Origin of the sequence: Spirosoma oryzae, assembly GCF_003002825.1 — a bacterium.
GTDB lineage: Bacteria > Bacteroidota > Bacteroidia > Cytophagales > Spirosomataceae > Spirosoma > Spirosoma oryzae.
Genome location: NZ_PVTE01000019.1, coordinates 1 through 23,336, shown reverse-complemented (window position 1 = coordinate 23,336; position 23,336 = coordinate 1). Strand labels below are relative to the sequence as shown.

The window sequence follows — 23,336 nt, the reverse complement described above, 5'->3', positions numbered from 1 at the left end:
ACGTTTACCACGAAACGATTCACGCAAACCATGAAAAAAGTACTTGTCCTGAGCCTGCTGGCTCTACCACTGCTGCTGGCCAGCTGCGGTATCAATAAACAGATTTCGCAGGCTAAAACCCTTGGCGATTGCCGCTATAGCATTCTTTCCGCCGACAGTATTTACCTGTCAGGCATCGACGTACAAAAGCTGCGCAAGATCGAAGACCTCGACCCCGTGAAGTATCCCCGACTGGCCGCCGGACTGTTGACCCGCAACATACCGCTTGATGCCCGGCTAAACTTGCAAATCGTAAACCCGACCAATAAGCTGGCGGGTATCAATCAGCTGGAATACAAAGTGCTGCTGGCCGGACGGGAACTGTTCAACGGTTTTCTGAATCAGCGAATTGAAGTACAGCCGGGTGGTGGACGAACAGTGGTGCCGGTGCGGCTCAACACCAACGCCTACCAACTACTCACCGACGCGCAAACCCGCGATGCCTTCACGCAACTGGTGCAGAACCTGGCCGGTTCGCCCGATACCAAACCCTCAAAGCTGACTATCCGGATCAAGCCGACGCTGGACCTGGGCAGCAAGCAAATCAACTACCCCGGCTACATCACGATCGATCAGGATGTAACGAACAAGATACTGACGGGGCGCTAGATCGCTGAACGCAGCTTGCCCTCACTGAGCAATGCTATGGGTAATAAACAAGGAGCCCCGGCTTTTACAGCCGGGGCTTTTTTAGGCTCATACCGTTCCTTAACCGATTCACTATGCGCCAATTTTTTTCCGTTTGCTTGCTGCTGAGTATGGCCACACCCATGCTGGCGCAGAACCGTATTCAACTCACCCATGCCGAAGCGGACAAACGTGTCAGCGTGACCGTCGATGGAAAACCGTTCACGGCCTACATCTACCCCGGTCCCGACGTGCTGAAAAAACCGGTGCTGTACCCCATTCAGTCGGCAGGGGGGCACTTTATTACGCGGGGCTGGCCACTCGATCCCCGGCCCGGCGAACGCGTCGATCACCCGCACCACGTTGGCATGTGGTTCAACTACGGCGACGTCAATGGGCATGACTTCTGGAACAATTCGATCGACATCGGACCGGAGCACAAGGGGCCGTTCGGTACCATCGTACATACGGGCGTCAAGTCGATGAAGAGCGGCAAAGACAAAGCAGAACTAACAGTTACGGCCGATTGGCTCGACAAAGACGGGAAGCGGATGCTGGAAGAAACAACGACCTACGTCTTCCGGGGGGATGCTGCCAGTCGTACAATCGACCGCATAACAACGCTGAAAGCCGACGGTAAGGATGTGCTGTTCAAAGACAATAAAGAAGGCATGATTGCGCTACGGATGGCCCGGCAACTGGAGCAACCCTCGACGAAGCCGGAACTCTTCACGGATGCACAGGGCGTTCAAACAAAAGTGCCGGTGATGAACAACGAAGGGGTAACGGGTATGTACCGGAGCAGCGAAGGCGTGACGGGCGATGCCGTTTGGGGAACGCGTGGCAACTGGATGAGTCTCTCGGGAACCGTCGAGGGCGAGCCAATTTCGGTCGTCTTGTTCGACCACCCCAAAAACGTTGACTATCCGACGTATTGGCACGCCCGTGGCTACGGCTTGTTTGCGGCTAATCCGCTTGGTCGGTCGGTGTTGAGCAGTGGTAAAGAGCCCGCGTTGAATTACACGCTCCCGGCGGGCAAGTCCGTCACCTTCCGCCACCGCCTGCTGATTCAGTCTGGCAACGTTGATGAGACTGCTGTAACCAAACAGGTTGCCGAGTTCTCCCGGTGATGCTTTATTGGCGATTGGATCAAAAAGTCAAAACCCGGCTACGGTTTAAGTAGCCGGGTTTTGACTTTTTCGGGGAAACCAGTCACGTCGGTCAGGCGTAGTTGGCCAGTGGATTCCCCGGATTTATTCAATTCAGGTTTAATTTAGACAAACCAGTGCCGACCGATAAACGCGGGCGTTCTGTGCGTCCTGCCAGTGGCGTAGCGTCAGGCTTTCGTCAAGTGCCCGCCCCAATTCCGTGTCGATCTGCCGCAGCAGGAAAAACAGTTGGTGAACGTGCTGCCACTGCCGGGCCAGAATCTGCGCGTCGGCGGTGGCCTGTGTCGGCTGATGAACACTCTGTGTAAGCTGACGAAGGCTCATTTTCAGGTGATACCGCAAAATCGTCAGCCGACCCGCCATGCGCGTTTCTGCCGGGAAGCGTTCCAGGTGAGAAATGCTCCGCCCAAGCATGTTATTGCGTTGCTGAAGCTGATCCGAGACAACCATCCAGGCATGCTCGGCTTTCATTGACTCATAACTAACGTTTTTCATGGTCATTGTACAGTACGGATTATAGACGAATATACAATTTATGTCTGAAAAATTGGGCCAATACGAAAAATTGTAAAATTTTAATTTGTTGATTAGCTGTTGTTCCAATGGTTAGAGTATGTCGGAGGGCGTGGGTTTAATCGGAGGCCGCTAGTATGTAGGCTAACCTGGCCCGCTATCGGCTAATCGGTGGAAGGGCAATCATATAGCGGTGGCGGTAAAAAATGTAACTTGCGGTATGGACCCGATTTATAAGGTGCTGATTGTCTGCACCAGCCACACGCAATACCCGCTGCGTTCGCAAAAAACAGGACTCTGGCTGAGTGAGGTAACTCACTTCTGCGATGAAATGGCTGACCGGAACTTGCCCTATGACCTGGCTAGTCCGGAAGGGGGCGTGGTTTCTATTGACGAAAAAAGTGTCGACCGGCGCGACACCACTAACGAAAAGTGGACGCACAACCCAACGTTTCAGACCAAACTGGCTAACTCAATCCGCCTGAATGACGTCGATCCGAGTCAATACCAGATTCTGTACCTGGCGGGCGGGCATGGCAGCATGTGGGATTTCCCCCAAAATGAAGCACTACAGGCTATCGTCCGGCAGATTTATGAGCGGGGGGGGATGGTCGCGGCCGTGGGGCACGGGGTTAGCGGCTTGTTAAACGTAACCCTGTCCGACGGAACGGCGCTGATTAGCAATCGGCAGCTTACTGGGTTTTCCAATGTGGAGGAAAAAATAGCCCGACTCGACGATCAGGTGCCGTTTCTGCTGGAAGACAAGCTACGGGAAAAGAACTGCCTGTATAGCAAGGGCCTGATTCCGTTCCTGTCCCATATCGAAGTCGATGACCGGCTCGTGACCGGTCAAAATCCGCTATCGGCCCGCAAAGTAGGGCGGAAGGTGCTGGAGGAGATGTATGAAAAATAGGTTTACGGTGATTGACGCGTCTTGTGTAGCCTGGACCTCCAGGTCCGGGTGGCCGTCAGGCCAACTCCTGTAAGCGGCAGCTATTTGGCCGCTACGCGTCCACCCGGACCTGGAGGTCCAGGCTACACCTCGCGTCAACCACCGTAAACCGAACCTTACATCGCTACATGCGGAAATACTTCGCGCAGGGTAAGTAGCTGCTGATCTTTATCGGAAACGAGCGGGTCTTTGACGCCCCAGTCGATGTTCAGGTCGGGATCGTTCCAGATAATGCCCGACTCCGACGCTTTGTTGTACACGTTCGTACACTTATACGTAAAAATGCTGTCTTCGAGGGCTACGAAACCGTGTCCGAAGCCTTCAGGAATGTAGGCCATATTGGCCAGCTTGGCATCCAGCAGGAATGTTTCGTACTGGCCGAACGTAGGCGAGTCGGGGCGCAGGTCGACGGCGATGTCGAGCACCTGACCGCTGGACACCCGAACCAGTTTGCCTTGCGCGAAAGGCTCAGTCTGCATGTGTAGCCCCCGTAGTACCCCTTTTACCGAGAAAGACTGGTTGTCCTGCACGAAATCCATCGGCAGGCCGAGCGACGCAAACAACGGCTTGTTGTACGACTCGAAAAAGTAACCGCGTTCGTCTTCAAATACGCGGGGAATCAGTTCAATCAGGCCATCGATGGCGGTGTGCCGAACTTGCATAGTGGAAAAATGTACGTGACCTACGAGTTTGATAAAAATGATGTTACCGGACAAAACTACGAAAAAGTGCGCAGGCCATGCCTGACCGTCTACCTTTGCGGAATATTTACACCCCGATCCGTTGCCCACTGCCCATGACATTTGACGAACTGAGCCATCAGATTTTCAAAAAGCAATCCTACCTGTGCGTCGGTCTTGATACCGATCCGCGCAAACTGCCCGCCCATCTGCTGTCCGAACCCGATCCGGTGTTCGCGTTCAACAAAGCAATTATTGATGCCACCGCCGACGTTGCCGTGGCTTACAAGCCAAATATTGCGTTCTACGAAGCGCAGGGACCGAAAGGGTGGGAAAGCCTGCAAAAAACACTCGACTACATCCCCGCCGATTGTTTCACGATCGCCGATGCTAAGCGCGGAGATATTGGCAACACGTCGGGACTGTATGCCCGCGCCTTTTTCGACCCATCGGCCACCGGACTTGACTTCGATTCAGTAACGGTTGCGCCTTACATGGGCCACGATTCCGTAACGCCTTTTCTCGATTACCCCGGTAAATGGGTGATCCTGCTGGCCCTGACGTCCAATGCGGGCAGCGCCGACTTCCAGCGGTTGCCTACCGACCCCGACGGTACGAATGAACTGTTCGAGACGGTTATTCAGACGGCCAAAACCTGGGCCGACGCCGACCGGCTGATGTTTGTCGTTGGCGCGACACAGGCGGAGGTGTTCGGACGAATCCGGGCTATCGCGCCGGAGCATTTCCTGCTCGTGCCAGGCGTTGGAGCACAGGGGGGGAGTCTGGCCGACGTGTCGCGGTGTGGCCTGACCAAAGCGGGTGGACTGCTGGTCAATGCCTCGCGGAGCATTCTCTACGCGTCGGACGGACCTGATTTTGCCGATCGGGCGCGGGCGGAAGCACAGGCACTACAGGCTGAAATGGCGACTTACCTGAAAGCGTATACTTCCTGAGATGGACGATCCGATAATCAGTACTGCGACGGTAGCTGACGTTTCCGAGTTGAATCAGCTGGTCAACAGTGCGTACCGGGGCGATAGCTCACGACAGGGCTGGACAACCGAAGCCGACTTGCTCAGTGGGCTTCGCACAACGGAAGCCGATCTGTACGAATCGCTGGCAAATCCGCAGGCTCAGATCCTGACCTACCGCGCTGCAGGGCGGCTGCTGGGCTGCGTTTATTTGGAGCGAAAGGAAGCGGAACTATACATGGGTATGCTGACGGTGTCGCCCGACCATCAGACGGGCGGCATCGGTAAACGTCTGCTGGTGGCCGCTGAAGAAATGGCTAAGGGCTTTGGCTGTCAGATGATTACCATGACAGTCATTTCGCAACGCCACGAACTGATTGCATGGTATGAACGGCGCGGCTACCGGTCGACGGGCGTAACAAAACCGTTTCCGGACGACCCACGATTCGGCGTTCCTGCACAGCCGCTGACATTCGTCGTTATGGCAAAATCAATGGGTGAAGGACAGCCGCGATAATCATTTACGCCAAACAAACCGTCAGGCAGATGAGTTAATCTGGCTCGATTGATCAAGCATGTTGACTAAACCATACACAACGTTTGCTGTCTTAGTCACGTTACAATGTTTAACCTAATCGAGATAAGACCATGAAAACGATTCAAGTTTCTGCCGTACTTGTGCTGCTCACCATCCTGACCCTCGCCCAGTCTGTGCAGGCGCAGAACCGCCGTCGCTGGAGTCCGCAGGCTAAAGGAACCGCTATCGGAGCCGGGATTGGTGGCGCTGCCGGCGCTATTATCAATAAACGTAACCGGCTGGTCGGTGGTCTGATCGGCGGTGCCGTTGGTGGCGCTGCCGGGTACGCTATCGGCAAAAGCAAGGACAATAAAAACAAACGAGAAGCGGCTCGTATTGCAGCCGCGAATCGAGCTGCTGAGGAGCAGCGCTCGCGCGAAGCCGCAGCCAATGCAGCTGCCGAACGCGAACGCATTGCCGCCCGTGAAAAACCCAAGCACGGCCTCGGGGCAGTGTCGACCGTACCGGTGGCCGTTGCTGCCGCAGCTGCTGCGCCGATGGCATTAGCGTCGTCGACGGAAGTGATTGCTGCATCATTCCTGCCTAATCCCGCTTACGGTCAGCCGAATACGCCGTACGCGTCGTCGCAGTACCTCCGCCGGAGCTGGTAATTTCTTTTAGGTTTCAGGTTTATTGTTCAGGGTTTAAGGTCGCGCTTGAGGGCCATCGTTATACCTTGGACAGTAAAGCTGAGACCAAGCTTCACCATTCAATCAACACGGTTATGAAAACGATGATTTATACGCTGCTTGTTGGCGCTGCCTTGACAGGTTGTAACAAGCAGGAAGAATCCGCAAATGTGCAGTCGCTGAATCAGCAGTTTATAAGTGCCTGGAATAGCAAAGACGCCGGTAAGGTGACCGGAATGCTGGCCGACGACGTCGACTTCGTTCAAGGCGAAGTGCACTACAAAGGCAAATCTGAGGTGACCGAGAAATGGGTCAACGCGACGATGCCCACGACGAAAAGTTTGAAAACCAGCGTAATCAGTTCGGTAAACGACACGCAGACCGCCTACGAAGCGGGGACGTTTTCGGTCGACGTTTTACCACAGGCTGCCGGGGAGAAAGCCGGTTACGGTGAGGGGAACTATATGCTGCTCTGGAAAAAAGCAGCCGACGGAATCTGGAAACTCAGTTACGCGCAATTGGAAGATCTACCCGTACAGGTCAAGCAGTAAGGTCGACCAACGACCAAACGATGGCTACCAGTCAGGTTGCGCCCGTGCGTGACCTGATTGGTAGCCATTTCTGCATTTATAGCTCTGCATTGTCGTGCTCCCCGCGCACGATCTCAACGGCACGGTCAATAAGATCGTCGTCGACTCCGTCGATCATCAGGTTGTCGTTGGCTATATCGCTGACGATCGTGATCGCTGCAAGATTGATGTTGGGGTCTAGCTGGAGAAATGCGTCTCGAAACTGCTGTTCGATCTGACGATCCTGTATTTTGTTGGCTTCGTCTTCCAACTGACGGCCAATGTTTTCGTGGCTAATGTCTTGGTTCATGTCGAAAAAAGCCGTCTTGATTAGTAGTATCTGCTCGGACAGCCGGTTAAGAGTGAAAAAGATGGACTTTACGAACGGCTAAAGTAAGGGACCAGGCTTCGCGAAAAAAGCCGCTTACCTATTTTTTGCTGGGCTCACGAAGAAGCCGCGACGCAATACAGGGTCAGGGGGCTGGATTTGCCAGGGCCCAAACCGTTTGAAAGAGTAGCGTCGCTCGCTTCCGTAACACGTCATACCGGATACGTTTGGCGGTATCGGTAGGCCGGTGGTAGTCGCTGTGCGAGCCGTTAGTGAAAAAAAGAACCGGGATACCAAGTCGGGCAAAGCTGTACTGATCGGAACGACGGAAGAACTGTTCGGGATCATCGTCCGTGTTGTAACCTCCCCGATTCAAGATCAATTGTACCGTTTGTGCATTGACCTGTTCCACCGTTTTTTTCAGGCTACTCCCGTTGGCGTCTGTCAATACGTAGCAATAATCTGGTGCTCGTTTGTGGTCATCGTCAACCCGCCCGACCATATCCGCATTGAGTGCGCAGACGAATTGAGTCAGTGAAGCCGGCGGATGGGCGACAAAATAAGCCGACCCCAGCAGCCCGTCTTCCTCACCGGAAAACAGCACGAACAGCACCGTGCGCCGACTACGTAGTCCCTTTCGGGCCAGGCTGTCGAAAACGGCGGCTACACCCAGCACAGCCGCTGTTCCCGACGCGTTGTCGTCCGCACCATGATAAACCAATCCGCCGGAGGCTCCTACGTGATCGTAATGCGCCGATACGACGATAATCTCCTTTTTTAGATCAAGGCCGGGCAGAAGCCCCCCCAGATTGATGCCGAACAATGCACGACTGCTATCCTGATGTGATAAGGGGCCGTCGGCTAGTTCGGCCTGCCGATAGCTGGTACTGTTACCAGGCAGGCTACCGAACGTGGCTACATTCGTAAAGACAATGGGGAATGTTTGCCGGTATGAGGTTCGAACGGAATCCAGCTTGAAAACGGGCGTCAGATGACTTGCGCGCAACGCACGCTGGCAATAAGCGGCTGCCCGACGCTGCCCGATTGTACCGGTTCGACGGCCTTGCAAGCTATCGGCTGCCAGATTGTAGACATGCGCTCGCAGCAGTGAATCCGAAACGACAAGCTCACGTACGACTGGCTGGGATAGGCAAGTGGGAAGATCAACGACAAGGCTGCACAGTACAAGCCATAAAAAGCGACCGACGAAACAGGGCATGACGCGCAGACTGGGTAATTGGTTTGCAAAATAGGGCCTGAGCCCGTACATTTGGCTTAGTTTTAGGACAATCCGTAGGGTGTGTCGGCTAAAACTGAGCAAGTGGGTCCCGTAGCTCAGCTGGATAGAGCATCTGCCTTCTAAGCAGACGGTCAAGCGTTCGAATCGCTTCGGGGTCACAACGCCTAACTAGCTGTCAATCAGCTGACAAAGACTGCCCTCGTGGCCTTAACCGACTGACCAACCTGTACTACGGGTCTGTCATGGGTCGGTTTTTGGCTACGAGGGTCTTGCTTTATCTGCTCTGATTGTTAGTAAACGGTCATCTTTAGAACAACCAGTTTCCCGGTAAATTTGCTATCTTTGGTATAGAAATCCCAGCGGGACCTCTACTTCTTCTTTATTTTTCGGGTAGCTCTACCCCTTTTTTGGGACTCCATCCGGCCCGGATTCTGTCCCCGTCCTTTCTTCTTCACGGCCCTGCCAGCTCTTGACTGGTCTTTTTCTGCTATTTCCTGATGGCTCATATTGCCTATGCTCCTGGTGAACAGGTAGCTGATCTGACGATTCTGTCAGTCGAACTCCGGTATCCCAAATCCGGTAAGAGTAAATCTCCCAAAGTCTTCTACCACTGCCAGTGTATCTGTGGAAAACAACTGGAAACCGAAACCTACCGACTCCGTAACGGCCTACTGCTTTCCTGTGGCTGTAATGGGAAGAACCCGCCCAGAACCGATCGGCAGAAGCTCTACGACGTCTGGAAAGAAATGAAACGGCGGTGTTACAACCCCGGAAACAAGGATTACGGCCGGTATGGGGGTAAGGGAATTACCGTGGCCGAGGAATGGCATACGTTCGACACATTCTACCAGGATATGCTGCCGGGCTACGGGGAGAATCTGCAGATCGACCGGCGGGACTCCAAGGGTCCCTACAGCAGAGAAAACTGCCGCTGGGTTACCCGGTCTCAGAACCAGTGGAATACGACTCCTCGGAAAGCCGGTAACTCCAAATACCTGGGGGTTAACCTGGCTCATACGGGGAAAGGCTGGCGGGCCGCTATTTCTCACGAGGGAAAACGGTATATCCTACCGACTCAGCCGACTGAGAAGCTGGCTGCCATTGCCTACGATACTAAATGTCTGGAACTTCGGGGTGAGTTTGCCCAGTTGAACCGGGATCGATTCCCTGAAGACTTCAATCAAGCTGCTTAATGGTAGCCAACTTTAAACAGGGAGACTGGGTAATCTGTATTAATACTATAGGTTATTCCAGTCTCCTGGAAAACGGTAAATCCTACCAGGTTAAAGCAATACATGGTTACACATTTCAAATGTGTGAACTTAAAGGAGTAAGGGGAGAATTTACTGTCAATCGATTTCAACCCGAACATCCGTTCCAGACTAAGATCCGAGAAGCTAAAGCTAAACTTGAAAGACGTGATAAAGGAAAATGACTGGGTAATCTGTCGGGATAATTCTGATAGGGAAGAGGAGCTGGAAATGGATAAAATATATCAGGTTTCAGCTGTATTTTACGACGGAGAAAAACTGACAATAACCGGTAATCCCGAACTTTTCTGGTCTACCCGATTCGAACCACTCGATCTCTTCCGAGCCAAAATACTAACCACCAAATTACAACATGAAGCATGACTTTAAAGTAGGGGATTGGATTGTTTGTATTAGAAATCAGGGTCAAGAGGAAAATTTAACAATTGGTAAACTTTACAAAGTATACGGAATATCTGCTTATGGTAATCCAATTGTTATAGAAAACAGTGATATGGGTATGAGTTATATCCGATTTGAAAAAGAGGATCCCTTCCAGACTAAAGTTCGTCAGATCCGGGACGCTAACTTATCCAAACCATGAATCATCCGTTTGCCGTTGGAGACTGGGTAGTAGTTCTGGATGATATAACCCATCTCGATAAGGTTTTCAAGCAACTGACCAAAGGAGAAAGGTACCAGATATTGGATACCGATTTCGACGGTACTTACAACTGGGTAAAGTTGAATTTCACTACTGAAGAAAGACGTTGTTATTCACCTTGGATGTATACCAACTACTTTGAAAAAGAACACCCGTTTTTAACCAAAATCCGAACCATAAAAGAGCAACATGAGATCTGACTTTCAGGTAGGAGACTGGGTGTTCATTAAGCCGGGAGCTATTAACGAGGTATTTGTTGCCAAGCCTTACAAAATAATATACCGTGGTTTACATGCTGTACAAGTTAAAGGGTTGGAACGGTGGCTTATTCCTATGAAATACCTGACAAAGGAACACCCATTCCAAACCAAGGTCCGGCTAACCCGGGACCAACTATTACCTAAACCTGAAGCCGATGAATGACGAATTTAAAATAGGGGATTGGGTTCGAGTTACTAAGTCGGTTGATGATCCAAAGTTTGATAATAACCGTTCGTATCAGATTGCTCGATTGGGCTGGGCTTTTGTGAAGCTGTCTGGTTTGGAATGGCTTTACTTCCCCTATGAAAATCTGGTCAGAGAGAATCCTTTTTTAACAAAAATTAGAGAAGCTCGTAATAAGATGCCTGCTAAACCACCAACCGATGAACCATCAATTTAAACCGGGAGACTGGGTTCAGTGTGTGAACGTAGATGCCGAATTCTGTAATTCAACCATTCTGGAAGTAGGGGATATTTTTCAGATAACAGAGGTATCAGTTCTTGGTAACATAAGAGGTAGTCGAACCAAAAATAACGAAATAGTGGATGATCCATATTTATTCTGGATAAACCCTGTCTGTTTTATTCCCGTTGACCCGTTCCAAATCAAAGTAAAACAAATCAAGGATGAACTCGACAAATCCCTTCAAGCCCGGTGATTACGTGGTTTGTATTGATCCGGCTTATGGACTAGAGTACGGGAAGATTTATAAGGTTGAAGGTGTAAACGTCCGAACTCCCGGAATAGTAGATCTAGTAGGTATTTTTCAGGGTTTAGATGAATCCAGACTTCAATTGGTAGATCCCTTCCAACTAAAGGTTTATCAACTAGCAAAACAACATGCAACAATTGAACGTAGGTGACTGGGTTGTGTGTGTTGACTATGATCGAGCCGACCAACTATTAATTGAAAATAAGCTCTACAAAATCCGGGATGTCAGGGATGACAATTGGATAAAGGTTTACGGTGTAGATTATACTCCGGTAACTAGAACAGGTTTTATAAGCTGTGGACGGTTTAAACCAGTAGATTCATTCCAGTTAAAGGTACTACAGGCAAAACAGCAACTCGATGAACAGCTTTAAACCAGGAGATTGGGTTATAAGACAGCGGGAACCAAGAAAAGAATCGTTGAAAGAATTGTTTGACCTGCTTCAAGTGACTATTGGTTCGTGTCATCAGGTTGTTTGGTCAGACGGGAATTTTATTCGGGTTAAGAATCAATCTATAATCTTAGCTGCTGAGCTATTTGATAAGATTGACCCTTTTCAACTCAAAGTTTTACAAGCCAAACAACTACTCGACAATGGATAATCTGTTTTACGTACCCGCCGAACGAATTCTGTTCTGGATTACTGGGTATACAGCTTTCAACAATACCAGTAACCTAGCCGATAAAGTACGGTCGTTACTATCGGTAGGTGAGAAGTTTAGCCGGGGTGTTGGCGGAGATCTGGAACAGGTCAAAACCGATCTGATTACCAAATCCAGCCGGTATAAACACATGCAGGTATTCTGGCTGGAAGGAGCGGAGAATCACCCGGATGCTTTTGAATTGAACGGACACTGGACAATGTGGGAATGGATCGAGAATTAAAAGTCGGAGATTGGGTTATTTGTATTGAAAACGACAGTGTTGACCTGTTTATACGTATTGGAAGTCGGTACCAGGTTAGTATTGAAGAAGACGGCTATGTCCAATTACATGCCCCTACTACAGACCCTTGTCAGGGACACTGGTTTCGTAACAGTCGTTTCCAACGGGAAGATCCTTTTCAAACCAAAGTCAGAGAAGCCTATGAACGAATTAAAACCGGGGGATAAAGTACAGTTGCTGGATTTGTCTGACACAGATTTGCTAAAAATGGGAGCTGTTTTAAGCCAGATCTATACGGTAAAAGAAGTTACCGGACAGGGTTGGTTTTTACGAATTGAAGAATTGAAAAATAAAAGGGGTTGGAATACCATACTTGATAGTAAATGCTTCAAGCTAGTCGATCCGTTTCAGCTTAAAGTGTATCAGCTCTACCAGGAAAATAATAACGCCAATGGAGGACTTTAAAGTAGGAGATCGGGTTCAGGTGATTAGTTTGGATGATCCGGATCTGAATAATACAGTTGCTAAAGTAGGAGATATTTACACGGTACAAATGGCTGGTGTTGACTTGATTATATTGAAGGATTTGAAAAACCAGTCAATTGGTTCTCCAGCTTATTACAAAAAATGTTTCAGACTCGTTGATCCCTTCCAGGAAAAAGTCCTGGAAGCTCTGGCTAAACTCAATCAAACCAATGTACAAACTTGATCAAGTTCGTTCCGGAGGACAGTCAGGAATCGATACGATCGGAATCAGTGTAGCCAAGGCTTTGGGTTTCAAAACCGGGGGAACAGCTCCCAAAGGTTTTCGGACTGAATTTGGACCAAACCCACTCCTGGGTACCGTATTTGGACTGGTTGAATCGAATTCCCCGGACTATCCACCCCGGACCCGGCAGAACATCATCGACTCCGACGGAACCCTGTTACTGGGAGATTTGAACAGCCAGGGATCAAAGTTGACTACCCGGTTAGCCAAACAACTTAGTAAACCATTGTTCTCCGGTAGTCTGGGTTATATCGACGTCTGGGAAGTACTGGACTGGCTTCAGGCTAACAACATCCGGGTTCTGAATGTAGCTGGTAACCGGGAAACCAAACTGACTCCCGCTGAAATGGACGGATACACCCAATTCTTAACTGATCTATTCACCCAATGTACAAACTAACCCCTGAAAACCTTGTTCAGATCATGAGCCATGTGGACCACGTATCGGTTCAGTGGTGGCTTACCTTCGGTCTGGAACGAACCTTCTCCGATCAGCTTTACCTAGAATACTTCCTGCCCCGGAAGAACCTGGAACCCTGGGAGCGGATCAAAAGTGATTATCTCAAGTTAAACTGTATCAACTGTGGCTGATTTTGTAGTAGACCCAAAAGACCCCAAATATCTGGGTATTCCTAACATCAACTTTTCGTTGATCGATGATTCCCAGGATCTTTCTAAAGCTCGTCTGAGAAAGTACCAGAACCAGCGGATTAAACGGGGCTACGATGATACCGAAGCCTGGGATCTGGGACTAACTGTTGCCAAGTTTGTTCTACCCCGGCTGAAAACCTACAAAAAAAACAGTCATGTTTTCTTCCATGAACTCGGAGAGGAAGGAACCGAAAAACTACTGGACCACATGATTGAAGCGATGAAGCTGGTTATCAGCCGGGATTCCAGAGATCATGATGTCCTGGCCGACGAATACATGCAGGAAGGACTGTATCTGTTTGCCAAGTATTGGGTCCGGCTTTGGGACTAATTTTGATTTCTCCGGTGAATCCCCGTATCTTTGGACTCTTCACCAGTGAACCGGTATCCTGCCTTTCTCCCCCTGGAGATACGCCCCGTCGATCCGGTCTCCCTTACATTTGTTCCTGCTTTGCTGTACCCTGCTGCTCCAGCTGGTAAGTCCGTTTGATTCAGCCGTTCGGCTCGTTCAATCTCACCCGGCTATCCGCTACAAAGCCCTTACCGTAGCCCAGATGATTCATGAATCGGCCAACGGTCGATCCCGGTTATTCCGAAGACATCTGAACCCCTATGGTTTCATCCACGGAGCCTATTCGGATTACCGGGCCGGTAAATGGGCCGGCTATCGCTCGGTTGAATCATCTGTCAGTCATTTTGCCCGCTGGCAGCAAACCGTTATCCGTAAACACCGTCTCACCTCTTATTCCCGTTATTCCCATTGGATTTACCAAACCTACGCCCGGGATCCCCGGTACAGACAGAAACTGGCCCGGTTACTGAAACAGCCGGCAAACCAAAAAAACACAGCCCCTACAAATCGGCCGGTCCCTACAAACGGCCCCCGATTGACCGTTCGATTCCCAAAGAACCCAAAAAGGAATACCCCAGACACGAACCTGGCTCGGAAGCCTACTTCCGTACCCAGCGGGAGAAATTTTTGGACAAGCCCCGGACCTGGATTAACCCAGTTACCCTTAAATCCACCGAAGCCGTCTGGAAGCCCGTCGAGTTCACCCGGTTTAGTCACGCTATGTCCACTACGCTTGACCGCATCTTCGGTCGGGCTACCCGTGTCTCGGTTGCCGCTCCGGAAGATCTGAAGGAACTGGTCAGTCTGTTCGGTCAGATCAACCGGCCGACCCGGATGAGTTTGGTTCAGCTCTTTGAAAAAGGAGATCTGGCTTTCTACGGTCAGCAGACGGCTACCCAGAACACCCTGCAAGCCGGCGTCTGGCTGAACAACCGGTTTATCGGAGTCGAGCTGACGTATGACCACTGAAGAAAACAAACGGCTGGCTAAACTGGTCAAAGCCAAATTCGAGGGAAAATACATTCTCCACGGAGATGGACTTCACGATGACTCCGAAGCTTTTGATGTTTGGAGTGTAACCCCTGAACCAAAAACAAAACTAGTTTGGTCTACCGGTGAACCTGTAGTAGAGCCAATCATTTTTAAACGGTTTTGGATACCAGGCTCAAAATCTAAAGCTAAAGCATTAAGCGAAATTTTCGGCTCCGGTTCTTTTTCAAGTGTGATGAGAGACTGTGAGTTCAGTAATTCACCCAACAATCCTTTCCTAAAATCATGACCGTCACCTCACCAGCCGGGCTTCATCATCCAGGACAACTGGCCCGGGATTATCCCCAGCAGCTTCGGGATTACGAAGATCGTCGATCACTGACACTTCAGTTCTCGACGGCTATCTCGGTAGCCAATCCGAACCGGAATCAGTTCATGGTCGATCTGGCTAAGCTGCTGGCTGCTTATGAAGCCCGTTACTAACGGCAGGCTTTTTCTCTACCTGCTGTTCTATGGTCTGCTGTTGACGGTCTTCCACTACCTATGGCCGTAATCGATTACAATCCAACTATTTGCCTGGTCCACTGGGTCAAATTACCCCTCGACCATTACGCTTCCATCTGGATCAAGGATATTGATCTGACCACCCGGGAACTAACCTACAAGGTTCTTTCCCCCATGGGTGACACGCTTGAACCCCCGACCCGATCGGGCTGGACCTACCTGGGTGATACCGTGATCCTGAAAACCGTCCAGATTCCCCAGGAGTACCTTTCGACGGCTCTTCGTATTCTTTCCCCTGACGAACCCCTTCTTCAATGAACCTGTACTGGTTATTTTATTTGTTCTCGGTTGCCGACCGGTTGAATACCCTGTTTAAAGCCTTGGTAATTATATCAACCATTGGTTTGGTAGTGCTATCCCTGGTCCTACTATTCACTGATGACTACTCCAAATACAAAAGCCGTGGAGAAGGTACTTTGGAAGGCTGGTTTGCCAATACTCTGTTCTGGCAGCGATCCCTGCTGTTTCTTTGTCCCATCTTCTGGCTCCTGTTTATTGGAACCCCAACCCGGAAGGAAGCAGTCCTGATCGTGACCGGTGGTTATATCGGTTCTTTTATCCAGTCGGATTCCAATGCCCGGGCCTTGCCGGCCGATATTACCCGGTTTCTCCGGGTCCAGATTCAGCAGGCAGCCCGGGAAGCTGAACTGGGTGATCTGCTGGGTAATGCTACTCAGGCTAAAAAGGATTCATTACTGGCCCTTCCCAAGGAACAGCTGGTCAAACAACTCCTGGAATCGAAATAAATACACCCTTTAACCCTCAATTCGTATGTATTCACCCGAGATTGAAGCAATCCACCATGCTTTTCGTACGGCTGGTGACACGTTACTGGCTGAAAGCCAATTACTGATTGACGGGGTGGACCCGCAAAAAGTTGACAAAGTGACTCGACTGCAAAAGCTGGGATTCACGTCCAGTTCTCAGGTTGTTGATAGTCAGCAAGAACTGGAAAAACGGGAAAAGGCCGTTAAACAGGCCCGGATTATCCAGGATTATTCACTCCGATACCCAAATCAAAAATTTATCACAAAAGCCCAGGTTGAACAGATCTGTGAAAAGTATAAGCTGGTTTGTGGTCCCATCAAACAGTACACGGGTTTTGTGCCAGAGAAAAATCTGAAAGAAATCGAATCATTTCGATTGAATCGTACTGATGAACCTACTTTTTATCAGATTGATGAAGTCGGTACTCGTAGAGGAGCTAATATGAAAAAGTTGGTGGCTTATCTAAACAAAATCAATCATTTGATTGAACACGACGAGTTGGGAATAGGTAGTTATGATCTGACCAAGTATGGTTCAGGGTCGTACGGGAGCCATTACGTATTAGAACGTCTCCTAAAAGACCGAATCAATACTGAGCTTGGTGATCACGATTTAGTTCAGACTGTACGGTATTCGTCAGTTAATGCTCAATTCCAGATTTGTGCTCCTAGTAAAGACTTCAAACAGGAAAACACCAAAAAGACCGGGTTTTTTCTCAGTTTGATTCAACCTAAAGCTGTCATCCAGGAAATACTCGATCCCGTTGTACTCCAGCCAGTCAAAGGGGGTTATCTCGTACTGACAGCCTGGGGACCGGAAGCCAGTGATCCGATTGTCGTCAATCAGAAATTCAATTAATGGTAGTCGGTGAAATCATCCGGCTCTACCGGATCTACAAGGGCTACGTAGCCTACCACGAACTGCTGGACGAATCTCCTACTATCCGGCTCGAACAACTCCTGCTGCTGACTAACCAGATGGGACCTGCTGAGCAGGAGATTTACCTGAATCATTCCGTCCACCTGCCTGATCTGCTACTACCTGTAGTAAACGTATAGACCATACCGTTAGCTATGAAATACATTAGCTCACAAACGGATTTAGCCCGGCCGGTCCTTCCTCTGTCCACGTTAAGCGAGTTGATCGGCCGGGATGAGTTGTTTGCCGATCTGGAGGCCGACGGACTCGATCCCTACCGGCTATATCCGTACCTGCTTGGTATTTACGATCGGCAGGAGTATTACATCGTGGATCTGACCAGTTATTCAGAAACCGAAATCCAGCAGGCTCTGGAACCACTCCTGGGAGCCCGTTGGGTGTTTCACAACGTCAACTACGACTGGAAACTGCTGGCCTGTCGGTATCGAACTGCTCTATCCCGGATCTGGTGTACGATGCTGTCTTCTCAGGTGCTCTACAATGGCATGGATCTCAGCCACAGTCTGGATGCCTGTCTGGAACGACATTTCGGGGTAAAACTGGATAAGTCTGGTCGGTCTTCATTTATTAACCGGGATAAAGCTAAGCCCATCGAAGACGGAGAGATTGAATACCTGGTAAATGATTTACGGTATTTACCGGATCTGTACGACCGGCACCGGGAACGGGCGGAAAAGTGGAAGCTGATAGCCTGTATCGAACTAGAGAACCAGTACTTGCCCATCATCAGTCAGGTAGAACTGGAAGGTATCCGGTTGGACCGGGAAAAGTGGTTGGTTGCCAGTCAGGAGTTTGCCCGTCAAGCCGATGAAGCACTGACCCAGCTCCGGGGAGAAGTCGAACGGCTAAGCAATCTGTTTCCGGATCTGTTGGGAAGTGAAATCAGTCTGAAGCCCAAAAAGCGGGGAAAATACGAAGCCGAAAGTCAGCTGAATCTATTCTCGGAAACCGTCCTGCGGGAAACCATCTCGGAAAGCCGGGTTATCGAGAAGTTCAACGTGAACTCCACCCAGCAGATTCAGGCCATTTACAACCGATGCGGAGCTCCCCAGATTACTCAGACTGGTGAAGACCTCCTGCAACAGTATCTGATCGATAACCCGAACTCGGAACTTCGACGGTTCACGGAACTACTACTACAGTATCGGGGTATGGCCAAACTGGTATCGACCTACGGAGAGAACTTTTTTGCCTTCATCAATCCAGTAACAGGTCGGATTCATACCAGTTATTCCCAGTGTTTTACCGACACCGGACGATTGTCTTCGGGCTCACCAAATCTTCAAAATATCCCGAATCTGGATGAACTCCGGAGCTGTTTTGTCCCGGACTCAGAAGATTACGTGTTCGTCGACTGTGACTTTTCGGGTCAGGAACTTCGACTGGCCGCTTCTAATTCCCAGGATCCCATGCTGATGGCTTCCTTTACCGACGGGCTGGATTTACACTCCTACCTGGCTCAGGGTAGTTACCGGATTATTACGGGTAATCCGAATCTGATCGTGTCCAAGTCGGAAAACAAGAAGTATCGGAATGACCACAAGCCGGTTCTGTTCGGAGTTCTTTATGGGGCGGGTCCGGGTAGTATTGCTGGTACCTTGAATATTGACATGCCCACAGCCAAAAGGGTCTACCAGAACATTCTCAACAGTCTGCCCGAGCTAAGCCGTTACCAGCAGGGGATTAAGCAGCAAGGGGTACGAACCAAATCGGTTCGGGATGGTACCAAGTACAACCGGGTCAAGTGGTTTAACCAGCACGTCAAAAAGCTCAAGGAAGACCACCAGATCGAGCGGCAGGCCTGTAATTTTCCGATTCAGGCTGGGGCAGCCAGTATGGCTAAAGAAGCCGGTATCGAGCTAGATCGGTATTTCCGAACCAATAACCTGGATTGTAAAATTAAACTTCAGGTACACGACGAATACCTGGTTCAGATTCCCAAGGCTCAACCCGAACTGGGCCTGGAAATCAAGCGGATTATGGAAGAAGTCGGCTCCCGGTATTTAATCGGTATCCGCATGGAATCGGAGCTCATGACGGCTCCTTGCTGGGCACATTGACCCCTTTCATCATGCTACATCTGGTTGTGTTTCTGTACTGGCTAGCGGGCCGGTACCGGGTTATACTTTGTTACGGGCTCAGTCTGACGCTGGGTTACAAGCTGCTGGAGAACTGGTTAACCGGTGACTGGCTGCATTTTCTGGCCTGGATTTTCTTCGGCTTGATCTGTCTGATCGTCCAGCTCTACTGGGCCTTTCCGACCCTGACCGGTATCCGGTTCTTTCCCCACCGACGGGGACTTGGTTTTTCGGTCATTTCCGATACCTACCAGCGATCCCCGGCGGCTTACGGACTGCAGATCGGCTGGTTTCACTGGATCATTGAATTCTACTATCTATGAATTACCGAAGTCTGTTTCAACTGATTTACCTGATGTTTCTCATTGGTGGAACGGTTTACCTGATCTATTGGAAAGATGCTTCTCCGTGGATCTGGATCATTACGTTTCTGCTGATGCCAAGTTCGGATTCAAAAGACTGATTATGAAGTACAAAGTAATGAAGGGTAGTCAGGCGTATACTGACTTGACCCACATCAAAGACCGAATCCACCAATCCGATGAAGTCAGTAAACAACTGGTCGATGAACTGGGAGCCACTGAATGGCTGAACGGTGGATTTTCGTATCTGACCGGTGGAATGCTGGGGATTCGGTTTTCTAGTCAACCGGACGGGTGGAAACCGGTGTATACCAGTAAACACCAGAACTGTTTCTTTCCCAAAAAACTTAAGAAAAATGAAGCTTTGCTGACCCGGATCGAAGCGATTCCCAAAGTAACTATCTGGGAGTTGAATCAGGCTGTCGGTTACCAGCACCAGACCATTGGAGACCGGTTTATTGCTACCGTCGGGGTAACCTGGGGTACGGATTATCACCTGTTATCGGTGAAAGAAGACTGTGAATACACCCCGCTGGACGGTATGGAAGAAATCACGGTATCTGAATTTAACCGGCTAAAAGAAAAACTACACCATGACGTACAAGCTTAATTTAACAATCGGTGATTTCTCGGATGATGGTCACGGAAAAACCCAGCAAGTTTACCTGTCTAGTAATTACGACCGGGATTATGTCCGGGCGGCCATGTGGAAAGCACTGGATAAACAGGGACTAACTGAATTTCCCTGTACAGACTACGAAGACAATCTGCTCAGTCAGGAACAACTCCGTCAGCTGGGAATCGACAAACCACTCGAAGCCTATGAATCCATCTACTTAACCGTCGATGATGGTAAACTAGAGATGGATTCAGAATCGATTACCAACCTGTTCATCGACTTTATTCAAACTCACAGCCCGGAGATTCAGCTTACCGTCATCAAGGACGACTCAGAACCTATTTTCTTCTGTGGTCCGGATCAGAACGGTCGGCGTAGTCTTGGTCTTGGCTACGGTCTTTTCTATTAAGATTCATGAGCATTAAAACCACCCATCTGGTTACCCGGGAGTTTGCTATTGCGGCTATCAAGAAAACCAAGTACCGCAATCCCGAAAAGGTCAAACAACTGAAGGACGGTAGGAAACTCCGGGATATACCAAATGTTGACCTTGAATATATTCTGGAGAAGGCTATCCATAATGGATTCTACAATTTTTCAATTGTTGATCCAGAGTACTTCGAAGCAAATAAAAATCAACCTGTAGTCAAAGGTTCGGTTTGTGATTACTTTCCAGGGTATCCGTACCTGGACGACCTAGATCGTTTACCTGAGTTCAACGATGCTGACTAGCTCATTCCAAGAAGTAGACGGCAACCTGATCACTATGGCTCTGGCGGGTGAATTTGACGTTATCGCTCACGGTTGTAACTGTCAATGTGTACAGGGATCGGGTATAGCCAGACAAATGAATTATCAGTTCGGGACCAATAACCCAGCTAATTTTTCTTTGGAAGCTATTCAGTACAAGGGAGCCATTGACAAGCTGGGTCGAGTTCAGGTCCATCATATTCCTACGTACGGAAGAGAACGGGGTTTGTGGGTGTGTAACCTGTATACCCAGTACAACTACGGGGCAACTGCTGTTCAACTGGATTACGAGGCTCTAACTCTTTGTCTTCGTAAACTAAACCGACTCTACAAAGGCAAATACTTGGGATTACCCCTTATCGGGGGCGGACTGGCTGGTGGAGATCGCGACCGAATCAAACAGATTATGAAAGCTGAACTGACGGATTGTCACGTAACTCTTGTCCACTACAAACCATGACCAAACATTTTGTTGAATACCTGTATCCCGGTTCATTCTTTTCTGAATCGATAATTGAAGAAGTCCTAGTCCGGGACATTTTTCTACCGGTAAAAACCAATGGTTACCTGGGAGAACCTTTTGGCTACCGATTCTACGACCAGACGATTGTCAATACCAGTACTGAAACCTTAACGGGTAGTAAACAGAACGTGTCGGGTACGTACTATTTCGGTAAAACCTACAGCCAGGATGAGGTAAAATTGGTTGGTGGTACGGATATCCTGGTCGATAACATGCGGATGAACCGGTGGGAAAAAGTAGTTAAGACTAACCGGGGAAACTTCCAGCCGTTTGATTCAACCAAAGACTTTATCGTTCCGTCATGACGGCCAATGAACTTTATCAGTACCCGGTTGAATCAGAAAGCAAAGACCTGAATGATCTCCGGGGTTGTTACTATAACCATATTCCCGAGATTGATCAGTTCTGGAATTACCTGGACCAGGATGTGCTGGACAAAAACGACCGGGTTGTCATTAAAACCCTGAAATTTTTCAACTTCGACGGCCGCCGGTACTGGCAGCTGGCTACTGTCTGGTATCAGAATCAACCGGTAATGGTTATTCAGAATGCCGGCCGGGAAGGGGATGATCACGCCCGGCGGTTCATTACCAATCCAGAGCTGTACCGGGAAATGATCCTCTTTATCTATTCCCTGTTGCCGCTGACAATCCAGGATACCACCAACGATCTGATCGATCCAACAGTTGATAACCCGGCTCTGACATCGTTTTACCACAATACTTTAACCGGTCACTTTGAACGATTCTGATTATGACTGTTGAACAACTGACTACCGAACTGGAAACGGCCGGTAGTCTCACTCCTTTTCTGGCCAGCTTTCCGGCTGATACAGCCATTCTGATTGCCAATCCGTACGAGTCCAAGGACGGGAAACCCTATCTCAGGGTATCCCTGCTGGATCCGGACATCTTCACGGGTCGCTACCGGTATAATCAGGCTGGAGACATCGAGTTTGGTATGCACCCGGAATCACTGACCGATCAGGCCCGGGCCGAAGGCTGCTCGGAATCTGACGTTTTTGCCGACGGAAAACCCTGTCTGATCTTTTTTCCCAAACCACCGAATGCCATTTACCCAATCTCAACTGGAGAAAGCCAGCCCTCTATTGACCACCGTAGAATCAATGAATAACCCGGTTACCAAGGGTGATCTGGTTCGAATTGTTGATGATGTTGACGTCTGTAGTAACGAAGATTACCTGGGCCGATCCGGGGTTGTTATGCAGGTTGTAGAAGGTCTGGAAGCTCCGGATGACCAGCAGTACCAGGTAGCTTTTTCCGATGGTCACCGGCAACTGTTTTACCGGGAAGAATTAAGCCTGCGAACTACTGATTAAACTAAATGTTGAATCAATCATGAATTTTTGGGAATATTTAAAAACAGGACCAATTTATTACCTGGGCTTGTTTTTTGTTTGGTTCTGTTATCAGTATTGGGCCTTCCAAAGTACGTTTGGAAAACGTAAACCTTAATATCAAATGCTTGAAAGTCCACAAACCAGGCAAATGCCTGATGATACTTACCTTAAAATGATCAATGTGATTAAAGAGGTAGGTGATGAACGAAAGAGACAGTTTGTTAAGTGGGGAGACCAAAGTTTTCGTACTCAAACGGATTGGGTAGCTATAGCTGGAGAAGAGTTTGGTGAGGTGGCAAAGGAAGTAGTTGACTACTTTTTAGGTAACCAATATCCAACTATCGAACAGGCAAAGAGGCTTCGTAATGAATGGTTACAATTAGCTGCTGTAGCGGTTCAAGCCATAGAAATGCTGGATCGAGTAAAAATAGAAAAACCCTTTTTTGGTAAGTGATAACTGTACCGACCGCCTAAAGGCGGTGGCTTCACTAAAATTCGGCTAAAGCCGACTAAAGCAATATGGAACTCATAGAATATCAACGG

At 49.4% G+C, this 23,336-nt stretch carries 44 protein-coding genes and 1 tRNA gene; 40 read left to right on the top strand and 5 right to left on the bottom strand.

Annotated elements, in window-relative coordinates:
• Positions 1 to 30 precede the first annotated feature (30 nt).
• Together CLV58_RS19755 and CLV58_RS19750 are read left to right on the top strand one after the other, a co-directional pair.
• Positions 31 to 648, top strand: coding sequence for an LEA/WHy family protein (locus tag CLV58_RS19755; protein WP_106139559.1), 618 nt, complete (start codon positions 31 to 33; stop codon positions 646 to 648).
• A gap of 113 nt (positions 649 to 761) precedes the next feature.
• Positions 762 to 1,796 (top strand): DUF6807 domain-containing protein, encoded by a 1,035-nt coding sequence (locus CLV58_RS19750; protein WP_106139558.1) that lies wholly within the window; start codon positions 762 to 764, stop codon positions 1,794 to 1,796.
• Positions 1,797 to 1,934: 138 nt separating this feature from the next.
• On the opposite strand, the gene CLV58_RS19745 is transcribed toward CLV58_RS19750, so the two are convergent.
• Entirely contained in the window at positions 1,935 to 2,330 is a 396-nt protein-coding gene (locus CLV58_RS19745) for a hypothetical protein (RefSeq protein WP_106139631.1), read from the bottom strand.
• A 238-nt stretch (positions 2,331 to 2,568) separates the two neighbouring features.
• Here CLV58_RS19745 and CLV58_RS19740 point away from each other — a divergent pair, with 238 nt between their 5' ends.
• Positions 2,569 to 3,261, top strand: a complete 693-nt coding sequence (locus CLV58_RS19740; protein ID WP_106139557.1) for a type 1 glutamine amidotransferase domain-containing protein — start codon at positions 2,569 to 2,571, stop codon at positions 3,259 to 3,261.
• A gap of 155 nt (positions 3,262 to 3,416) precedes the next feature.
• Here the strand turns inward: CLV58_RS19740 and rfbC are convergent, their stop codons facing one another.
• Positions 3,417 to 3,962, bottom strand: a complete 546-nt coding sequence (gene rfbC, locus CLV58_RS19735) for a dTDP-4-dehydrorhamnose 3,5-epimerase (RefSeq protein ID WP_106139556.1) — start codon at positions 3,960 to 3,962, stop codon at positions 3,417 to 3,419.
• Between the two features lie 134 nt (positions 3,963 to 4,096).
• Between rfbC and pyrF the strand changes: the two genes are divergently transcribed.
• The 4 genes from pyrF to CLV58_RS19715 all read left to right on the top strand — a co-directional run bounded on the left by pyrF (position 4,097) and on the right by CLV58_RS19715 (position 6,708).
• Positions 4,097 to 4,933, top strand: a complete 837-nt coding sequence (gene pyrF, locus CLV58_RS19730; RefSeq protein WP_106139555.1) for an orotidine-5'-phosphate decarboxylase — start codon at positions 4,097 to 4,099, stop codon at positions 4,931 to 4,933.
• Between the two features lies 1 nt (position 4,934).
• Positions 4,935 to 5,468 (top strand): GNAT family N-acetyltransferase, encoded by a 534-nt coding sequence (locus CLV58_RS19725; RefSeq protein ID WP_106139554.1) that lies wholly within the window; start codon positions 4,935 to 4,937, stop codon positions 5,466 to 5,468.
• A 131-nt stretch (positions 5,469 to 5,599) separates the two neighbouring features.
• Complete coding sequence (locus CLV58_RS19720) at positions 5,600 to 6,139, top strand: YMGG-like glycine zipper-containing protein (protein WP_106139553.1); 540 nt, start codon at positions 5,600 to 5,602, stop codon at positions 6,137 to 6,139.
• A gap of 113 nt (positions 6,140 to 6,252) precedes the next feature.
• On the top strand, positions 6,253 to 6,708 hold the full coding sequence (locus CLV58_RS19715; RefSeq protein WP_106139552.1) for a YybH family protein: 456 nt from the start codon (positions 6,253 to 6,255) through the stop codon (positions 6,706 to 6,708).
• Between the two features lie 76 nt (positions 6,709 to 6,784).
• On the opposite strand, the gene CLV58_RS19710 is transcribed toward CLV58_RS19715, so the two are convergent.
• Complete coding sequence (locus CLV58_RS19710) at positions 6,785 to 7,036, bottom strand: hypothetical protein (RefSeq protein WP_106139551.1); 252 nt, start codon at positions 7,034 to 7,036, stop codon at positions 6,785 to 6,787.
• A gap of 163 nt (positions 7,037 to 7,199) precedes the next feature.
• Positions 7,200 to 8,273 carry a M28 family peptidase gene (locus CLV58_RS19705; RefSeq protein ID WP_170108747.1) on the bottom strand — a complete coding sequence of 358 codons (1,074 nt, stop codon included), beginning with the start codon at positions 8,271 to 8,273 and terminating at the stop codon, positions 7,200 to 7,202.
• A gap of 105 nt (positions 8,274 to 8,378) precedes the next feature.
• Between CLV58_RS19705 and CLV58_RS19700 the strand changes: the two genes are divergently transcribed.
• The 32 genes from CLV58_RS19700 (at position 8,379) to CLV58_RS19550 (ending at position 22,567) form a co-directional block, all read left to right on the top strand.
• Positions 8,379 to 8,452: transfer RNA gene (locus tag CLV58_RS19700), tRNA-Arg, on the top strand.
• A gap of 339 nt (positions 8,453 to 8,791) precedes the next feature.
• Positions 8,792 to 9,487: an AP2/ERF family transcription factor gene (locus CLV58_RS19695; protein WP_106139549.1), complete on the top strand. Its 696-nt coding sequence runs from the start codon at positions 8,792 to 8,794 to the stop codon at positions 9,485 to 9,487.
• A 430-nt stretch (positions 9,488 to 9,917) separates the two neighbouring features.
• Positions 9,918 to 10,148 carry a hypothetical protein gene (locus tag CLV58_RS19685; protein ID WP_106139547.1) on the top strand — a complete coding sequence of 77 codons (231 nt, stop codon included), beginning with the start codon at positions 9,918 to 9,920 and terminating at the stop codon, positions 10,146 to 10,148.
• Positions 10,145 to 10,408 carry a hypothetical protein gene (locus CLV58_RS19680; protein ID WP_106139546.1) on the top strand — a complete coding sequence of 88 codons (264 nt, stop codon included), beginning with the start codon at positions 10,145 to 10,147 and terminating at the stop codon, positions 10,406 to 10,408. Before CLV58_RS19685 ends, CLV58_RS19680 begins: the two co-directional genes overlap by 4 nt.
• 215 nt (positions 10,409 to 10,623) lie before the next feature.
• A complete protein-coding gene (locus tag CLV58_RS28110) occupies positions 10,624 to 10,869 on the top strand; it encodes a hypothetical protein (RefSeq protein WP_146141489.1) in 246 nt (81 codons plus the stop codon).
• Complete coding sequence (locus CLV58_RS19670) at positions 10,853 to 11,128, top strand: hypothetical protein (RefSeq protein ID WP_106139544.1); 276 nt, start codon at positions 10,853 to 10,855, stop codon at positions 11,126 to 11,128. Before CLV58_RS28110 ends, CLV58_RS19670 begins: the two co-directional genes overlap by 17 nt.
• 182 nt (positions 11,129 to 11,310) lie before the next feature.
• Positions 11,311 to 11,556 (top strand): hypothetical protein, encoded by a 246-nt coding sequence (locus CLV58_RS19665; RefSeq protein ID WP_106139543.1) that lies wholly within the window; start codon positions 11,311 to 11,313, stop codon positions 11,554 to 11,556.
• Complete coding sequence (locus CLV58_RS19660; protein ID WP_106139542.1) at positions 11,543 to 11,785, top strand: hypothetical protein; 243 nt, start codon at positions 11,543 to 11,545, stop codon at positions 11,783 to 11,785. The genes CLV58_RS19665 and CLV58_RS19660 overlap by 14 nt, the downstream gene beginning before the upstream one ends.
• Positions 11,778 to 12,068 (top strand): hypothetical protein, encoded by a 291-nt coding sequence (locus CLV58_RS19655; protein ID WP_106139541.1) that lies wholly within the window; start codon positions 11,778 to 11,780, stop codon positions 12,066 to 12,068. The genes CLV58_RS19660 and CLV58_RS19655 overlap by 8 nt, the downstream gene beginning before the upstream one ends.
• 201 nt (positions 12,069 to 12,269) lie before the next feature.
• Positions 12,270 to 12,533 (top strand): hypothetical protein, encoded by a 264-nt coding sequence (locus CLV58_RS28105; RefSeq protein ID WP_146141488.1) that lies wholly within the window; start codon positions 12,270 to 12,272, stop codon positions 12,531 to 12,533.
• Positions 12,520 to 12,777 (top strand): hypothetical protein, encoded by a 258-nt coding sequence (locus CLV58_RS19645; protein ID WP_106139539.1) that lies wholly within the window; start codon positions 12,520 to 12,522, stop codon positions 12,775 to 12,777. Before CLV58_RS28105 ends, CLV58_RS19645 begins: the two co-directional genes overlap by 14 nt.
• Positions 12,764 to 13,237: a YpsA SLOG family protein gene (locus CLV58_RS19640; protein ID WP_106139538.1), complete on the top strand. Its 474-nt coding sequence runs from the start codon at positions 12,764 to 12,766 to the stop codon at positions 13,235 to 13,237. The genes CLV58_RS19645 and CLV58_RS19640 overlap by 14 nt, the downstream gene beginning before the upstream one ends.
• On the top strand, positions 13,225 to 13,428 hold the full coding sequence (locus tag CLV58_RS19635; RefSeq protein ID WP_106139537.1) for a hypothetical protein: 204 nt from the start codon (positions 13,225 to 13,227) through the stop codon (positions 13,426 to 13,428). Before CLV58_RS19640 ends, CLV58_RS19635 begins: the two co-directional genes overlap by 13 nt.
• Complete coding sequence (locus CLV58_RS19630) at positions 13,421 to 13,819, top strand: hypothetical protein (RefSeq protein ID WP_106139536.1); 399 nt, start codon at positions 13,421 to 13,423, stop codon at positions 13,817 to 13,819. The genes CLV58_RS19635 and CLV58_RS19630 overlap by 8 nt, the downstream gene beginning before the upstream one ends.
• 109 nt (positions 13,820 to 13,928) lie before the next feature.
• Positions 13,929 to 14,630, top strand: a complete 702-nt coding sequence (locus CLV58_RS29205) for a glucosaminidase domain-containing protein (RefSeq protein ID WP_106139535.1) — start codon at positions 13,929 to 13,931, stop codon at positions 14,628 to 14,630.
• A complete protein-coding gene (locus CLV58_RS28100; RefSeq protein WP_146141486.1) occupies positions 14,561 to 14,809 on the top strand; it encodes a hypothetical protein in 249 nt (82 codons plus the stop codon). The genes CLV58_RS29205 and CLV58_RS28100 overlap by 70 nt, the downstream gene beginning before the upstream one ends.
• Entirely contained in the window at positions 14,799 to 15,119 is a 321-nt protein-coding gene (locus CLV58_RS19620; RefSeq protein ID WP_106139534.1) for a hypothetical protein, read from the top strand. The genes CLV58_RS28100 and CLV58_RS19620 overlap by 11 nt, the downstream gene beginning before the upstream one ends.
• Positions 15,116 to 15,313 carry a hypothetical protein gene (locus CLV58_RS19615; protein WP_106139533.1) on the top strand — a complete coding sequence of 66 codons (198 nt, stop codon included), beginning with the start codon at positions 15,116 to 15,118 and terminating at the stop codon, positions 15,311 to 15,313. Before CLV58_RS19620 ends, CLV58_RS19615 begins: the two co-directional genes overlap by 4 nt.
• Before the next feature lie 60 nt (positions 15,314 to 15,373).
• Positions 15,374 to 15,652, top strand: coding sequence for a hypothetical protein (locus CLV58_RS19610; RefSeq protein ID WP_106139532.1), 279 nt, complete (start codon positions 15,374 to 15,376; stop codon positions 15,650 to 15,652).
• Positions 15,649 to 16,140: a hypothetical protein gene (locus tag CLV58_RS19605; protein WP_106139531.1), complete on the top strand. Its 492-nt coding sequence runs from the start codon at positions 15,649 to 15,651 to the stop codon at positions 16,138 to 16,140. The genes CLV58_RS19610 and CLV58_RS19605 overlap by 4 nt, the downstream gene beginning before the upstream one ends.
• Positions 16,141 to 16,165: 25 nt before the next feature.
• Complete coding sequence (locus CLV58_RS19600) at positions 16,166 to 17,020, top strand: hypothetical protein (protein WP_106139530.1); 855 nt, start codon at positions 16,166 to 16,168, stop codon at positions 17,018 to 17,020.
• Positions 17,020 to 17,220 (top strand): hypothetical protein, encoded by a 201-nt coding sequence (locus CLV58_RS19595; RefSeq protein ID WP_106139529.1) that lies wholly within the window; start codon positions 17,020 to 17,022, stop codon positions 17,218 to 17,220. Before CLV58_RS19600 ends, CLV58_RS19595 begins: the two co-directional genes overlap by 1 nt.
• 15 nt (positions 17,221 to 17,235) lie before the next feature.
• Positions 17,236 to 19,161 carry a DNA polymerase gene (locus CLV58_RS19590; RefSeq protein WP_106139528.1) on the top strand — a complete coding sequence of 642 codons (1,926 nt, stop codon included), beginning with the start codon at positions 17,236 to 17,238 and terminating at the stop codon, positions 19,159 to 19,161.
• A gap of 11 nt (positions 19,162 to 19,172) precedes the next feature.
• On the top strand, positions 19,173 to 19,502 hold the full coding sequence (locus CLV58_RS19585; protein WP_146141484.1) for a hypothetical protein: 330 nt from the start codon (positions 19,173 to 19,175) through the stop codon (positions 19,500 to 19,502).
• Complete coding sequence (locus tag CLV58_RS28455; RefSeq protein ID WP_170108746.1) at positions 19,499 to 19,642, top strand: hypothetical protein; 144 nt, start codon at positions 19,499 to 19,501, stop codon at positions 19,640 to 19,642. The genes CLV58_RS19585 and CLV58_RS28455 overlap by 4 nt, the downstream gene beginning before the upstream one ends.
• Positions 19,643 to 19,644: 2 nt before the next feature.
• A complete protein-coding gene (locus CLV58_RS19580) occupies positions 19,645 to 20,151 on the top strand; it encodes a hypothetical protein (protein WP_106139526.1) in 507 nt (168 codons plus the stop codon).
• Entirely contained in the window at positions 20,135 to 20,569 is a 435-nt protein-coding gene (locus CLV58_RS19575) for a hypothetical protein (RefSeq protein ID WP_106139525.1), read from the top strand. Before CLV58_RS19580 ends, CLV58_RS19575 begins: the two co-directional genes overlap by 17 nt.
• 5 nt (positions 20,570 to 20,574) lie before the next feature.
• Positions 20,575 to 20,892 carry a hypothetical protein gene (locus CLV58_RS19570; RefSeq protein ID WP_106139524.1) on the top strand — a complete coding sequence of 106 codons (318 nt, stop codon included), beginning with the start codon at positions 20,575 to 20,577 and terminating at the stop codon, positions 20,890 to 20,892.
• Positions 20,882 to 21,370 carry a macro domain-containing protein gene (locus CLV58_RS28670; protein ID WP_106139523.1) on the top strand — a complete coding sequence of 163 codons (489 nt, stop codon included), beginning with the start codon at positions 20,882 to 20,884 and terminating at the stop codon, positions 21,368 to 21,370. Before CLV58_RS19570 ends, CLV58_RS28670 begins: the two co-directional genes overlap by 11 nt.
• Positions 21,367 to 21,738 (top strand): hypothetical protein, encoded by a 372-nt coding sequence (locus CLV58_RS19560; RefSeq protein WP_106139522.1) that lies wholly within the window; start codon positions 21,367 to 21,369, stop codon positions 21,736 to 21,738. The genes CLV58_RS28670 and CLV58_RS19560 overlap by 4 nt, the downstream gene beginning before the upstream one ends.
• Positions 21,735 to 22,184 carry a hypothetical protein gene (locus CLV58_RS19555; RefSeq protein ID WP_106139521.1) on the top strand — a complete coding sequence of 150 codons (450 nt, stop codon included), beginning with the start codon at positions 21,735 to 21,737 and terminating at the stop codon, positions 22,182 to 22,184. Before CLV58_RS19560 ends, CLV58_RS19555 begins: the two co-directional genes overlap by 4 nt.
• A 2-nt stretch (positions 22,185 to 22,186) precedes the next feature.
• Entirely contained in the window at positions 22,187 to 22,567 is a 381-nt protein-coding gene (locus tag CLV58_RS19550; RefSeq protein ID WP_106139520.1) for a hypothetical protein, read from the top strand.
• Here the strand turns inward: CLV58_RS19550 and CLV58_RS28450 are convergent.
• Positions 22,557 to 22,724, bottom strand: coding sequence for a hypothetical protein (locus CLV58_RS28450; protein ID WP_170108745.1), 168 nt, complete (start codon positions 22,722 to 22,724; stop codon positions 22,557 to 22,559). The genes CLV58_RS19550 and CLV58_RS28450 overlap by 11 nt on opposite strands.
• 190 nt (positions 22,725 to 22,914) lie before the next feature.
• Here CLV58_RS28450 and CLV58_RS19545 point away from each other — a divergent pair, with 190 nt between their 5' ends.
• On the top strand, positions 22,915 to 23,247 hold the full coding sequence (locus tag CLV58_RS19545; RefSeq protein ID WP_146141483.1) for a nucleoside triphosphate pyrophosphohydrolase family protein: 333 nt from the start codon (positions 22,915 to 22,917) through the stop codon (positions 23,245 to 23,247).
• The last annotated feature ends 89 nt before the right edge of the window (positions 23,248 to 23,336 follow it).